At 69.2% G+C, this 13,373-nt stretch carries 14 protein-coding genes; 5 read left to right on the top strand and 9 right to left on the bottom strand.

Annotated features, from left to right (window positions below):
• A partial coding sequence (locus VFK57_12775) for a rhomboid family intramembrane serine protease (GenBank protein ID HET7696579.1) occupies positions 1-705 on the top strand: 705 nt, incomplete at its 5' end.
• A 26-nt stretch (positions 706-731) separates the two neighbouring features.
• Here VFK57_12775 and VFK57_12770 read toward each other — a convergent pair.
• The 5 genes from VFK57_12770 to uppS are packed head-to-tail and all read right to left on the bottom strand — an operon-like array spanning position 732 to position 4,351.
• Positions 732-1,487, bottom strand: a complete 756-nt coding sequence (locus tag VFK57_12770; GenBank protein ID HET7696578.1) for a lipopolysaccharide kinase InaA family protein — start codon at positions 1,485-1,487, stop codon at positions 732-734.
• On the bottom strand, positions 1,484-2,254 hold the full coding sequence (locus VFK57_12765; protein HET7696577.1) for a glycosyltransferase family A protein: 771 nt from the start codon (positions 2,252-2,254) through the stop codon (positions 1,484-1,486). Before VFK57_12765 ends, VFK57_12770 begins: the two co-directional genes overlap by 4 nt.
• Entirely contained in the window at positions 2,247-2,864 is a 618-nt protein-coding gene (locus VFK57_12760) for a methyltransferase domain-containing protein (GenBank protein ID HET7696576.1), read from the bottom strand. Before VFK57_12760 ends, VFK57_12765 begins: the two co-directional genes overlap by 8 nt.
• Positions 2,858-3,565, bottom strand: coding sequence for a DUF2334 domain-containing protein (locus VFK57_12755; GenBank protein HET7696575.1), 708 nt, complete (start codon positions 3,563-3,565; stop codon positions 2,858-2,860). Before VFK57_12755 ends, VFK57_12760 begins: the two co-directional genes overlap by 7 nt.
• A 6-nt stretch (positions 3,566-3,571) precedes the next feature.
• A complete protein-coding gene (gene uppS / locus VFK57_12750) occupies positions 3,572-4,351 on the bottom strand; it encodes a polyprenyl diphosphate synthase (GenBank protein ID HET7696574.1) in 780 nt (259 codons plus the stop codon).
• 194 nt (positions 4,352-4,545) lie between these two features.
• Between uppS and VFK57_12745 the strand changes: the two genes are divergently transcribed.
• Complete coding sequence (locus VFK57_12745; protein HET7696573.1) at positions 4,546-5,394, top strand: methyltransferase domain-containing protein; 849 nt, start codon at positions 4,546-4,548, stop codon at positions 5,392-5,394.
• 43 nt (positions 5,395-5,437) lie between these two features.
• Here the strand turns inward: VFK57_12745 and VFK57_12740 are convergent, their stop codons facing one another.
• Together VFK57_12740 and VFK57_12735 are read right to left on the bottom strand one after the other, a co-directional pair.
• Positions 5,438-6,043: a DUF6448 family protein gene (locus VFK57_12740; GenBank protein HET7696572.1), complete on the bottom strand. Its 606-nt coding sequence runs from the start codon at positions 6,041-6,043 to the stop codon at positions 5,438-5,440.
• Positions 6,044-6,086: 43 nt separating this feature from the next.
• Positions 6,087-6,557 carry a heme-binding domain-containing protein gene (locus VFK57_12735; GenBank protein HET7696571.1) on the bottom strand — a complete coding sequence of 157 codons (471 nt, stop codon included), beginning with the start codon at positions 6,555-6,557 and terminating at the stop codon, positions 6,087-6,089.
• Between the two features lie 309 nt (positions 6,558-6,866).
• On the opposite strand from VFK57_12735, the gene VFK57_12730 reads away from it, so the two are divergent.
• A complete protein-coding gene (locus VFK57_12730; GenBank protein HET7696570.1) occupies positions 6,867-8,537 on the top strand; it encodes a DUF6178 family protein in 1,671 nt (556 codons plus the stop codon).
• Positions 8,538-8,638: 101 nt separating this feature from the next.
• Positions 8,639-9,130, top strand: a complete 492-nt coding sequence (locus VFK57_12725) for a VOC family protein (GenBank protein HET7696569.1) — start codon at positions 8,639-8,641, stop codon at positions 9,128-9,130.
• 35 nt (positions 9,131-9,165) lie between these two features.
• Here VFK57_12725 and VFK57_12720 read toward each other — a convergent pair whose 3' ends face one another.
• Both VFK57_12720 and VFK57_12715 read right to left on the bottom strand, forming a co-directional pair.
• Positions 9,166-12,033, bottom strand: coding sequence for a protein kinase (locus VFK57_12720; protein HET7696568.1), 2,868 nt, complete (start codon positions 12,031-12,033; stop codon positions 9,166-9,168).
• On the bottom strand, positions 12,023-12,601 hold the full coding sequence (locus tag VFK57_12715; GenBank protein HET7696567.1) for a sigma-70 family RNA polymerase sigma factor: 579 nt from the start codon (positions 12,599-12,601) through the stop codon (positions 12,023-12,025). The genes VFK57_12720 and VFK57_12715 overlap by 11 nt, the downstream gene beginning before the upstream one ends.
• 117 nt (positions 12,602-12,718) lie before the next feature.
• Here VFK57_12715 and VFK57_12710 point away from each other — a divergent pair, with 117 nt between their 5' ends.
• The gene (locus VFK57_12710; GenBank protein ID HET7696566.1) at positions 12,719-13,363 is read left to right on the top strand and encodes a hypothetical protein; all 645 of its coding nucleotides are present in this window, start codon (positions 12,719-12,721) and stop codon (positions 13,361-13,363) included.
• Positions 13,364-13,373 lie beyond the last annotated feature (10 nt).

The raw sequence follows: 13,373 nt of genomic DNA, 5'->3' as shown, positions 1-13,373 counted from the left end.
TACGCGTTGATCGCGCTCAACGTCTTCGTGTTCGTCTTCCTGCAGGGACTCGGCGGCAACGAACGCTTCACCTACGCGTTCTCGACGGTGCCGCAGGAGATTCGCACCGGCCAAGACATCGCGCGTCCAGTCCCGGTGGAGCTCGGCGACGAGCGGGTGGCGATACCGCTCCAGCCGACGCCGGGAAGCGTGTATCTCACGCTGCTCGTCTCGATGTTCATGCACGGCAGTCTCATGCACCTGCTCGGCAACATGCTGTTCCTGTGGATCTTCGGCGACAACGTCGAGGACGATCTGTCGCACGGCCGCTACACGGCGTTCTATCTCCTGACCGGTCTCATCGCATCGCTGTCGCACGTGATCTCGACCTTCGTGTTCGGCGACAACCCGTTCATCCCCAGTCTCGGCGCGTCGGGCGCGATCTCGGGAGTGATGGGCGGCTACCTGGTGCTCCACCCGCATCGCCGGGTGCGCGTGCTGATCTTCCGGATGCTGACCGACGTCCCCGCGTACGTGGCGGTCGGTCTCTGGTTCCTGCTGCAGTTGATCAGCGCCTTCGGCGTCATCGGCCAGGGGCCGCAGGCGGGGGGCGGCGTCGCCTTCATGGCACATATCGGCGGATTCGTCGGCGGGGTCGTGCTGGTGAAGCTGTTCGCGGCCGGACGGCTGCCGCCGCGCATGCCGCCTGCGCGCCGCTGGGCGTAGCGGACTGCACGCCGAAGGGCGGCGCCTTACCGCACCGGCTGACCAAGCGTCTGCGCGACCTGGCGGAAGGTTTCCAGCGGCAGCGCGGCCTGGCCGAGATGGAACGGCAGCGCGCGACGGCGCACCGATGCGAAGCTCGCGGCCACCAGACCGGCAACAGCCGCGTCTCCGTACGCAGCGACGATGAGACGCTGGATCTCCGCGCGCTCCTCCGGGGCGGTCCTGATGACGCACGTCGCGAGCAGCGCGCGCAGATCGTCCGCGCGCCGCCAGGCGTCCGGGCGGGCGGATTCGTGCACGGTCTCGAAATCGAACCAGCGCGCCGTCCCGGTCTCGAGATCGATCAAGACGTTCTCGGCCATGGCGTCGCCGTGCGTGATGCCGCGGCGGTGCAGATCGGACAGCGCGGCGATTGTCCGCTCGATGGCCATCCGTCGTACTGGCTTCTCGGTCGACGGGTCGTCGAGCAGCGTCGCGAGGGTCCGGCCGGGCAGACACGGCAGCACGAGCGTCCGGCCGACGATCTCAATGGTCGTTCCGTACAGGGTGCGGTACATCCGGCGTTCCTGTTCTTCCCATGCCCGCTGCGGCAGCACGCGCACGCCGGCGTCGAGCAGCCGCAGCAGCGGCACGCTGAGCCGGATCAGAAGGGGCGCGTAGAACGCCCGCCGCTTGTGCACGTGGCACTTGCCGTCCTGGCGAACGACGCGGGCTCTCGCGTACTTCGCCGCGCGAAGCGCATGCCCCAGGGCGAGGCACGACGCGAAGCCGGCACGGGTCACTCGCGTGCCTGGTGCCGGATGCGCGCCGTCGGAGAGATTCGCGCCCAATGGAACAGCACCACGGAGGTCCACTGCAGGAAGGTTCGCACGTAGCCGAATGGCTGGAGATCCATGCGCCGGCTCGACGTGCGCGCCGTCACGCTTCGATCGTACAGGAAGCGCTCGCGATGGTGCCGGTACGCCGCACCCGTGAGCGGCCATTCCTCCGCGGTGGCGAAGCATTCGTTGAACGGCCCGTAGGTGTCGAAATGCGACCGGTCGCAGCTCATGAACGCCGGCATCGACTTCGCCCGGGCGAGCGGAAGGTGCCGGGCGAGCCCCCAGAACGTCCACCACAGCCAGGCGCGGATGCCCGGCTCGCGCGAGGCCAGACGATAGAGCACCAGGCACTTCCCGCGTGCCTCGTGAAGCTCCAGAATGCGTTCGACGGCGTTCCCCGGAACGGCCGTGTCGGCGTCGACGAAGCAGAGGACGCGCCCGGAGCTTGCCGCCACGCCGGCGTTGCGGGCGGCGGCGCACGTGCCGCCGCGGCACGACACCAGGCGAACGCCTGATGCCCGGGCGAAGGTCGCGACCACATCCGCCGTCGCGTCATGACTCTGGTCGTCGGAGACGATGACCTCGAACGGCGTGTCCGGCAGCCAGAGATCGCGCCGCGGCACGCGTGACGCGCGCGCCACGCTGTCGAGAATCGCCTCGAGTGTCTCGGCGATCAGCGCCTCCTCGTTGCGCGCGGGGACCACGACGGAGAGACGGGTCTCACGCATCGGGCTCGAGCACCCATCCCGCCACGACGAGCGCGCCGCCGGGCAGCACCGGCCGCTCGCGATGCGCGCGGATCCGCAGCCCCGCGGCGGCGACATCGCGGCGAAGGGCGTCGGCGGTATAGAAGCGCCGCGTGTTCATCGTGAAGCGCGCGGAGGACGGTACGTAGCCGAGAGTCTTCGACAGGTGAAACGCGACGACCGTCCACAGGAACTCGCGGACGCGAAGCCAGGCGTAACCGAAACGGTTGCGATGAAGAGACTGGACGAGGATGACGGGCCCGCGCGTCACACGAGCCGCCTCCGACAGCACACCGGACGGATCCTGCGGATACGCGAGCATGAAGAACAGCAGCGCGGCGGAGAACGTGCCGGGCTCGAACGGCAGCGTCCCGTCCGCGATCAGGACGGGCGGGCGTCCGACGACGTGCAGGTCGCTGACGTCTGCGGACACCACGGCAAGACCGAGCTCGCGTTCCACCCGCGCCGAGACGTGCCCCGTCCCCGAGCCGAGATCCAGCACCGGGCCGCCGGCGGGCAGCCAGCCCGCCACGTGCGCCATCAGCTCGCCGGCGCGCCGCTCCATGACGGCGTCGAAGATCGACCTCAGCATCCGTCCGCCTCGAGCAGCCCGGCGGCCGTCGTCGGGGCGTGGCCGGTGTCGAGCAGCCGGCGCGTCAGCCGCAGAATCAGCGGCCAGAAGCCGCGCTGCACGTCCCGCGGATGGATCGCGAGCGCCGGCACGCCGCGGTCGAACTGGTGCGCCAGCGAGCCGGCGGCGTGGCCGGCGTGTCCGAGCCAGCGCCATCGGCCGCAGTCCCACGTCCACGTCGCGACCGGCACGCGTCTCCCGCCGGACGATCGCACCGAGAAGAACCCGACGACGTAGTCGAGGCCGAGGGCGGCGGCGTTCGCGGCGCGCGCGTGGCCGGACTGCCATGCCGGCGCGACGAACCCGCGCGCCGGCCTGCCGAAGACATCCCGGAAGATACGCTGCCCGTCCTCGATTCTGCGTCGTGTCCCGTTCGCGTCGAGCCCGTTCATCTCGTCGGAACGATCGGTCAGCAGCGTGACCGGTCCGCAGCCTCGCTGCCGGCGGTGAAAGCAGCCGTGAAGCAGAAGGTCGTCGGAGCTGTCCTGCAGCAGGCGGCAGTAGTCGGGGTGCGCTCCGAGCGGCCACGCACCGTGCCAGTCGGGCACGACGCCAAACGAGAGACGCCGGCCGACGAGAGGAGCGAGGTCGCGAATCATGACGCGGGTCTCGTCCGCGAACGCGGGCGTCGCATCGTGGATGCACACGAGGAAGGGCGGCATGCCGATCTAGGGAGCGCTCGAATCGCCGACGGCGCCGCTCAGCACTCCGCCGTAGCGCCGGTCGCGGGCGGCGAAGGCGCGAACGGCGGCGGCGAGATCCTGTTCGGTGAAATCCGGCCAGAGAACGTCCGTGAAGTACAGCTCCGCGTAGGCGGATTCCCACAACAGGAAGTCGCTGAGCCGCTGTTCACCGCCGGTGCGGATCAGCAGATCGACATCGCGGGTCCCGTCCGGCGCGTGCATTGCCTCGAAGAGCGAACGCTCGAATGCCTCGCGCGTGGGCGGGACGCCGGCCGCAAGACGGCCTGCCGCCGCGAGCAGCGCCCCGCGCGCCGAATAGTCGATGGCGACGCGCAGATGCAGCGCGGTGCCCGCACGGGTGCGATCCTCGACTCGCGCGATGCTGTTTCTGAGCGAGTCCGGAATCCTGTCGCGGCGCCCGATGACGTTGAAGCGGACGTCGCGCCCGGCGAGATGGGCGCACTCGGAGTCCAGGTACTTCTGGAGCAGGAACATGAGGTTGTCCACCTCGCCGCGCGGCCGCCGCCAGTTGTCCGACGAGAATGCGTAGAGCGTCAGGGTGCTGATCCCCAGCGGCGGCGCCGCCTCGACCGTACGGCGCACCGCCGACGCGCCGGCCACGTGCCCCTCTTCGCGACGGCGGCCGCGCACGAGCGCCCACCGGCCGTTCCCATCCATGTTGATCGCCACGTGGAACCGGTCCCGGCCCCGGCGCCGCGGCGGCTCCGGGTCGCGCCAGCGCGAATCGTGATCCGTCGATCTCACGCGCCATACTTTACGATACAAAGTGCGGCGCGTCAACCGGTGCTTCCCCGATCCCGTCGGCATCACGGCGAGCACGTCGTCTCCGCCGAGCACGGCGCTCACGATCCGCTCCTGCCCCGGCCTGAATTGCTGATGCGCGAAATGAGTCCGCAGCCGCGAGACGAGATCCATGGGACGACGATGGCATCGTCACGATGGAGCGCGCAAGAGAGCAGAATCTGCAGCGGCGTCGAGCGTCGTTGTTTGCGGAAACGCTGTACCGGTTCTGCCGCGGCTGGCGCATGATCGAGATCGGAGACATGACGCACGACTACGATCGCGTCGCCGCCGACTATGCCAGCGTCCGCGCGCCGGATCCGCGCGTCCATGCGGCGATTCTCGAGGCGCTGAGCGACAGCGAGTCGATCGTGAACGTCGGCGCCGGCACGGGCTCGTACGAGCCGGACGACCGGTTCGTCGTCGCCGTCGAGCCGTCGGCGATGATGGCAGCCCGGCGCGCGCCTGGCGCCGCGCCGTGCGTCCGCGCGACGGCTGGCGCGCTGCCCTTTCCCGACGGCGTGTTCGACGCCGCGCTGGCGGTGCTGACGATGCACCACTGGCCGGATTGGCGCGGCGGTGTTCATGAACTGCGCCGCGTCTCGCGCCGCCGGATCGTCGTGTTCACATGGACGCCGCTGGCCGGGCCGTTCTGGTTCGTGCGGGACTATCTTCCGTCCGTGTACGATCGCGATCGCGCGGCGTTTCCGTCGCCGGAGGAGTTCGCGCGCGTCGCCGGTGGTGCCGCCGAGATCCGCGCCGTACCGATCCCGTGGGATTGCACCGACGGGTTCCTTGGCGCGTACTGGCGGCGGCCCGAAGCGTATCTCGATCGCCGCCGGACGGCTGCGATCTCGGCGCTCGCGGAGCGGACGCCGGAAGTCGGCGCCGGACTGGCCCGCCTCGCCGATGATCTGGCGAGCGGCCGCTGGGCCGAGCGCAACCGCGCCCTGCTCGGACGCGAGACGCTCGACGTCGGCTACCGGCTGCTGGTCGTGAACTACTGACGACCGGCGCGCCATTCAACCCGTGCCGGGCTGTGCGGCGGCTCTACCGATGCTCATCGAAATGCCCGTGCGGCGCTTTCTTCGTGCTCTCGTACAGACGTTCGACGAAGTGAATGAATTCGACGTACGCCTTGACGTACGCCCGGCCGGCGGGCAGGTCGTCCGGCTTGAATGTCCTCGCCGCCATCGCCTCGCCGAACTGCTCGCGAAGACGTTCGTCGAGGATCCCCGTGAGCAGCCGCTTTACCGGTTCCACCGACCCGGCGCGAATGGCTTCGTCCGCGGCGGGAATGGCCGGCCCGATATCCCGCCCGGCGGGTTGGAGGCCCGTGAATGGGGCGCCCTCTCCGGCCCGGTGCAGGCGGACCAACGTCTCGAAGAAGAACCGGTCCGCGAGCTCTCTGGCCTGCGGGCTCAGCTGACGAACCGCCATCGTTTGCTCGAAGGCGGCGCGAACCTCGCGCTCGTCCTTCTGCTGGACCCAGATCAATGCGAACGCCGGGTTGCGCGACTCGAGCGCTCGTTGAGCCGCCTTCACCACCGGGCCGTCCAGGCCGTCACAATGCGCCAGCGCGCGTGACGGCGTGACGGCCGCCAATCCCAGCACGATCACCACGGACAGCGCGCGGACGAACCTGCTTGTGGCCACGACACACCTCCCCGATGCGGGACATTGAAGCGAGCGCGGGGGTCTAGCGTTCCGCGCGCGCCGCATCCGACTTCGCCCCGCCGACCGTCCTCTCGAGACCCCGCGCCAGGCGTTCACGATCGGCGGGGCTCAGTCGGGCGTGCGCGTGCATGAGCTGGTAGATCCGGAGCGGCATCGCGCCCTCGAGAACTTCCTCGGCGGCCTCTTTCGCCTCTTTCTGCGGCCGGTGCCATTCGGAGAAATTCAGCGCCGCGCGTCCCTCGGAAACGTCGTGGTGAACGAGCCACGACACCGGGGCGACCTTCGAGTAGGCCGGCCATGCCGTTTCATTGCTGTGGCAGTCGAAGCACGCCTGCTTCGCCAGCGTCCGCGTCTCCGGTGAATCCCACACCGGCTCTGCGGCGACGGGCGGGTTGAGGTGATTGCGTCCGTAGGGCACGGCCTGAATCGCCGCCAGCGCCGCGACGGATGTCAGGCCGGCCGTGACCAGGAATCGACGGCTTGCGAGTTTCATGAGACAGCTCCTGAAGGCCGCGCGGGGAAGTGGAGAGCAGATGGCGTGCCGTCCGCTGGACGGCCCGAGCACGCGGAAACACGTGCAGAATCGCCCGCGCGCGACGGAGATCGGAATGGCGTCAGCTGCGGGAGTTGAAAGAGTCCTCAGGCGCGCGGAATTTTCGGCGGCAGGTGACGGTCGCGGCGGCCGGCGAGGCTCGTCGGCCGCGGGGGGAATGCGCTGGAATCGCCACTAATAGGATCGCTCACATCGCCCTGACCTTCAAGACTGTTTGTTGGACGGCAGGATCGGTATCATCGCCGGCCCATGTCCAATGTCGAACATCGGCTCGCCCGATTACTGGACGCGTCATCCCTCGCGCGCGTCGTCCCGCACCTGCCGCCGGAGACGCTGCACCAGCTCATTCGCCATCGCGGACTCGATGCGTGCGGCGAGCTCGTGACGTCGGCGACACCCGCGCAGCTCGCCTCCCTGCTCGATCTCGATCTGTGGCGCGAAGCGCGGCCGGGATGCGACCAGCAGTTCGACGTCACTCGCTTCGGCGAATGGCTCGAGGTCCTGGCAGACACTGGAGGGTCGATCGCCGCGCGAACGGTCGCCGCGCTCGACGAGGATCTCGTCGTCGCCGGACTGTCGCGGTTCGTTCGCGTGTTCGATCCGGGGATCTTCGAACCAGCCGCGCAGAGCGATGACGAGCCGGGCGATCGTGGCGAGGCGATGCGTGAAGGAGATGCGATCGCGGCTGACGACGCATCGGCGCACGAATCGAGTGGAACCGGACTCGAGTGCGAGATCGGCGGATATGTGGTCCGCGCGCGACGAGCCGATGCGTGGGACGCAATCGTCACGCTGCTGGCGGCGCTCGATACCGAGCACGCCGCGTACTTCCACGCGGTGATGCAGGGCTGCCGCGATCTGTCCAACTCCCGTCCGGAGATCGACGGCCTGGACGATCTGCTGCCGGCCCCGGCGCAGCAGCTCCACGACGTCGCGATCGAACGGGAGGAGCGGCGATCGCTGCAGGGCTACGCCACTCCGGCCGACGCGCGCGCCTTTCTCCAGATGGCGCGACAGCCGCGGCAGACGGGGTCCGGCGCGCCGGCGACAGGAGGGTTCGATCGGAATCCGATCGTCGCGGCGTACTTTCGAGCCGCGGACGCGGCCAGGGAATCCTCGCCGCGGCCGGCGTCCTCCAAGGTTGCCGGGGCCGACCGGCACGAAGACGCGAGCGGCGCTGCCGACTCGATCGAAGTAGTAATGGCGCTTCTCGAGGCCGGCGTGATGCCGGCGCGTCCGCGCGCGCTGCTCGCACTGGCGGACACCGACCCGCAGGCCGCCCGCCTCACCCTGCTGCGCCGCCTGATGGCCTGCGTCCGCGACGCCGATGAAGCGGCATACTTTGCGCGCACTCGTGAGCTGGCCTTTCTCGCCAACACACTGCTCGCGGGATGCTCGGTGCAGTCACGGGCGTTCACGCCCCAGGAGGCGTCGGATGCTGCGGCGAGCGTCTGCAACCTGGGGCTGGAGCACTGGCCGGCACAGTCGAGCGACGCGTTGCTGGTCGATCGCGACCTCGTCACCGTGTTCGAAGTGGGCTGGTCGGTGCTGCATCAGGAGGTCAGCATGTTCGTGGCGCAGCAACTCATCTCGGTGCTCGACGATCTTCAGTGCGTCGATGCTGACTTGCAGCAGGAATTCGCCGCGCTGCGGCGGACGCTGGCGGCGCGACGCGACGCCGGCACGCCGTGGCTCGCGCGCGGCGCTGCCGAGGTGCTCGGCATGATCGACATGACCGCGTGGATCGGCGTGGCCGGCCTGCTCGACGAATGTCCCGTTCTGCCCGCTGCGCTCACGGCGATTCTCGAGGGGCGCACCACGGCGGTCAGCGCGACCGCGTTTGACTTCATTTCCACCGCCGCCCAGATCGCCGACGTCCGCACCTTCATGCGGAAGCTCGCGCACGTGCTGTCAAGCTGACCTGTGCTCGACGCTCGCGCGCGGCCGGGCGGAATTTGGCGTCAACTGTGCAGACATCCGGAGAGATCACTCGCACCGGAACGAACAAAGGAGCACACGACATGAAGCCAAAGAACACTATCTGTCTGTGGTTCGACAAGGATGCCGAGGAGGCAGCGCGGTTTTACGCGGCCACCTTTCCAGACAGCAAGGTGACCGCTGTGCAGAAAGCGCCTGGAGACTACCCGAGCGGCAAAGAGGGGGAGGTGCTCACGGTCGAGTTCACGGTGTGTGGCATTCCCTGCCTGGGGCTGAACGGCGGGCCGGCGTTCAAGCACAGTGAAGCGTTCTCCTTCCAGATCGCGACGGACTCTCAGGAAGAAACCGACCGCTACTGGAACGCCATCGTCGCCAACGGCGGCCAGGAAAGCGACTGCGGCTGGTGCAAGGACCGGTGGGGCCTCTCCTGGCAGATTACGCCGCGGGTGCTCACGGACGCGCTTGCGGCCGGCGGTGCCGAGGCGAAGCGCGCGTTCGACGCCATGATGAAGATGCGGAAGATCGACGTGGCGACGATCGAGGCCGCGCGTCGCGGCTACGCGGCGACGAGGTGAACTCGCCGGCGCGGCCGACGAGCCGCGCCGGGTATTTACTTGAGGAGCGCGCTCCAGTTCAGGAATACGCCGAATTCGCGCGGCGCGCGTTCGCCGCCGGGATGCGGCAAATAGAGCCGGCTGCCGTCCGAGGACACATCGTAGATCGTGCCCCAGTGACGATCGCCGAGCGGAGGGACCTTCAGCCGCGCTGCAGCGCCGAACGACAGTCCGTCCGCCGCGTCCCGTCGAACGGGAACGCCGTTCAGCGCTCCCTGCGGACCGGCAAAGAACAGCTCGCCGCCGTCGCGCCGCCAGACCGGCTGATCGCCTCCCCCGCTCGACACGACGAACCGGTGCGGAGGCCCGGTGATGCTGCGAACCGAAACCTCCGGCCGGCCGGATTCATCCGAGACGTAGGCGAGCCATCGGCCGTCGGGCGAGATGCGTGCGTCGCGTTCGATGAACGCATCCGCGAGCAGTTTCTGCGGCGCCGCGCCGGGTTCGAGCGGGATCGTCCAGATATCCCTGCCGTCGACGGTGACGACCAGGTACTTGCCGTCTGGTGACCAGTCACTGGGCTCGCAGGGCTGCTGCGGACAGGCGAGCGTTCGGGTCACGCCGGTGCCGTCCGATGCCGCAAAGCCGATCGTCGTCTCGTGAACCGTGCCTGAGCGGTAGGCGATCTCTCGTCCATCCGGGGACCAGACCGGCATCACGTCGAGATCGGCTGATGTCGTCAGCCGCAGCCGCGTGCCGCGGCGCAGGTCGTCGAGCCAGATGTCGGGATTGCCTCGGAGCGGATCGACCACGGAGCGCGCGAGGCGCGCGCCGTCGGGTGAGATTCGCGGAAACCCGCCGAGTTCGGGCTCCGTCAGCAGCTGGAGGTTCGCTCCGTCGCGCCCGACGCTCGCCAGCCGCCCGCCCCACGGCAGCATGACAGCGCTGTACGCCAGCACGTTCGTCGTCGCGGTGATCAGCGCCGCGTCGCGCGGCGACGTGGCGATGGCGTTCACGCCAATCATCTGCACGGGCCCGTCGAGGGTACGCCGCACGGGATCGAACGGCCGCACTTCAACGCGGCCGTCAGCGACCGACAGGAGCGCACCGCGGCGCCCGTCGCCGAGTGGCGCATACACGGCAGCCGATTCCGAGGCGAACAACTGGACCGATCGCGCAGGAGGATCGTCCAGGCTGCCCAGGTAGACGCCGCGGCGGGCATCGCGCAGCGACACGATGGAGTAGACGAAGTGGACGCCGTCGGGCAGAAACGCCGGCCAGCGGTGGGCGGTTTCTTCCTGCGCGCGATCGACGATCGTGACCGGCTTGAGGCCGCCACCCTGGTCGGACACGCGCATCAGCGACGTATCCCGATACTGAGGCTGGAAAACAATGACGCCCGACCGGCTCCACGTACCGCCGCGCGCGTCCGGTGCGTCCGCGAGCGCGATCGGGGAGCCGCCGCCGAGGCCGACCCGTTTCAGCTTGCCTTCCGCGAAGAAACCGATCGTCTGGCTGTCGGGGGACCAGAATGGATGACGCGCGCCTTCCGTCCCGGGGACGGTCGCGGCGTCGAGCGATGACAGATCGCGCACGAATATCCGGCGCACGCCGGCGTCGCTGCCTCCGACCCAGCAGATGCGCCGCCCGTCGGGCGACACGGAGGGCGCGGACAGCAGGCTCGTGCCGGCCGGGAGCGTCCACGTAAACCGTGCCGGCGCGGCAGGCTGCCGGTCGAGCGGCGCCGGGCGCACGGTCCACCAGGTCCCGACCACCGCTGCCAGCAACGCCAGCGGCGCGGCGATCCACATCCAGTACGCCCGCAGGGGCCGTTGCGCGCTGCGGATCGGCACGGCGGGAGGTGGCGTGACGTCAGAGGGACCCGATTGTTCCAGCGCCCATGCGAGATCCGCCGCCGACTGAAAGCGATCGTCCGGCGCCTTCTCGAGCAGGCGCGCGGCGATCCTGGCGAGACCGGCGCGAACGCCATCGGTCTGCCGAAGGAGGTCAGGGGGCTGCGAGTGGAGGATGGCATGAAGCGTGTCGACCGTATTCTCGCCGGCGAAGGCCCGTTCGCCGGTGACGAGCTCGTAGAGGATCGATCCCAGCGCAAAGAGATCGGCACGCGCGTCCACTCGTTCGCCGCGAATCTGTTCGGGAGCCAGATAGCCGGCGGTGCCGAGGAGGATCCCGGTGACCGTCGGCGCGCCATGGCGCGGGTGCGCGGCGTCGGGGCCGAGCCTGGCGATGCCGAAGTCCAGAATCTTGGTCACGCCCGCGCGGGTGAGAAAGATGTTCTCCGGCTTGAGGTCGCAGTGCACCAGGCCGGCCGAGTGCGCGGCGACCAGCCCCCTGGCAACGTCGGCGGTAATCCGGCGCGCCTCAGACGGTGTGAGGGCCTCCCGCGTGATCCTCGCCCGCAGCGTCTCGCCTTCGAGCAGCTCGACGACGATGTACGGGCGGCCGTTGAAGAGGCCGACGTCGTACACCTTCACGACGTTCGCATGATCGATCGACGCGGTGATGCGCGCTTCACGCAGAAAGCGATCGATCCGCCGCTCGTCGGGAATCCCGATCGGCGACAGCATCTTCAACGCGACGTCGCGCTGAAGCCGGACGTCCGTCGCGCGGTAGACCACGCCCATTCCGCCGTGGGCGATCAGGCTGACCACGCGATACGGGCCGACGTCTGCGCCCGTCAGCAGCGCGGTCTCGCGCGCCAGCTGGCGCGCCGCGAGGACGAAGGCCGGCGTGTCCAGGAAGTCGTCCGGCGGCGCGCCGGAGGCAATCAGATCCTCGGCATACGTCACGAGGTCCGGCTGCGTCTCGGTCAGTTGCCGGCGCAGCCGGGCCCGTCCGTTCGCATCGGCGTCGAGCCAGGCGTTGTGCCAGTCGGACAGGCGGTTCCACTGATCATTCTTCATGGGAGCCTTGTACCGTCAGGCGTCGGCGGAGCCACGCACGCGCGGTATTCCAGTCGCTCATCGCCGTCCGGACCGACACGTTGAGGGCGTCCGCCGTTTCGGCGACGCTGAAGCCTCCGAAAAACCGCAGCTCCACCACCTGACTCGCCCGCGGAGCGATGGCCGCGAGCTCGTCGAGCGCGTGTTCCAGCGCGATGACCTGGACGTCGGGGTCCGGCGCGGGAAGCTGCACGCTGTCGATCGGGACCGTCTCCGCGCCCGCGCCGCGTTTGGCCGACTGGCGGGCGCGCGCCGCGTCGACGAGCACCCGCCGCATCATCTGCGCGGCGGTCGCGTAGAAGTGGGCGCGGTTCTGCCACTCCACGCCGCGCCAGCCGATCAAGCGCAGATACGATTCGTTGATCAGATCGGTCGCTTGCCAGCCGTGCCCCGATCGTTCGCCGTCGAGCAGACGTCTGGCCATCTGCCGCAGCTCCCGGTGCACGAGCACCTCGAGCTCGCCCAGCGCGTTCCCCCCGCCGGCACTCCACGCCATGAGGAGCTCCGTCACGTCTCCGGGGTTCGCCATCCGCGACCGAGTCTACCCCGGGGTGCACTTTCCACAGGCGGATTCCGCCTGACGGATATGCAGGCGGCGTCTGGCCGCCGCGGGAACGGAACCGTCATCGTTCAGAAATGGAGCTCTATGCACATGGGAACCCTCGTTCGACGCTCAACGCCCGGAATCGCCGCCTGCGGACTCGCGCTCCTCATCACAGGCTGTTCCGACGGCAGGACCCCGGTTGCGCCGGCACCCGCCGCCGCGGACGTCCAGTCGCCGCTCCAGGGGGATCCGTCCCTGGGCCCGCAGCTGGCGGCCGTTCGCGAGGCGACCGCTCAGTTCCACGAGGTGTCTGCGGCGGTCGCGGCCGGGTATCTGAACCCGGCAGGCCGCGTGTGCGACCAGATCCCGATTGGAACGATGGGCATCCATACGCCGAACTCCGCGCTGCTGGCCACTCAGCAGATCGATCCGCTTCGCCCGGAAGTGCTGCTGTACCTGCCCAAGCCAGACGGCGGATTCCGGCTCGTCGCAGTCGAGTACATCCAGTTCGTGCTGCTGCGCGATCCCGCCACCAACCAGGTCGCCCCCTGGACCTCTCCGAGTCCGTGGCCCTCGAACTACCAGGTGGTGACGCCGACCCCCCAACTCTTCGGCCGGACTTTCGACGGGCCGATGCCGGGACACTTCCCGGGGATGCCGTGGCATTGGGACATGCACGTGTGGATCTGGGCGAACAATCCGAACGGCGTGTTCGAGCCCTGGAATCCGGCGCTCAGCTGCAGCTAGCCGGCGCTGG

This window comes from Vicinamibacterales bacterium (assembly GCA_035699745.1).
In the GTDB taxonomy this organism is placed as follows: Bacteria; Acidobacteriota; Vicinamibacteria; order Vicinamibacterales; family 2-12-FULL-66-21; genus JAICSD01.
Note: the sequence above shows the minus strand (reverse complement) of the source record. Positions and strands in the feature narration are given on the sequence as shown.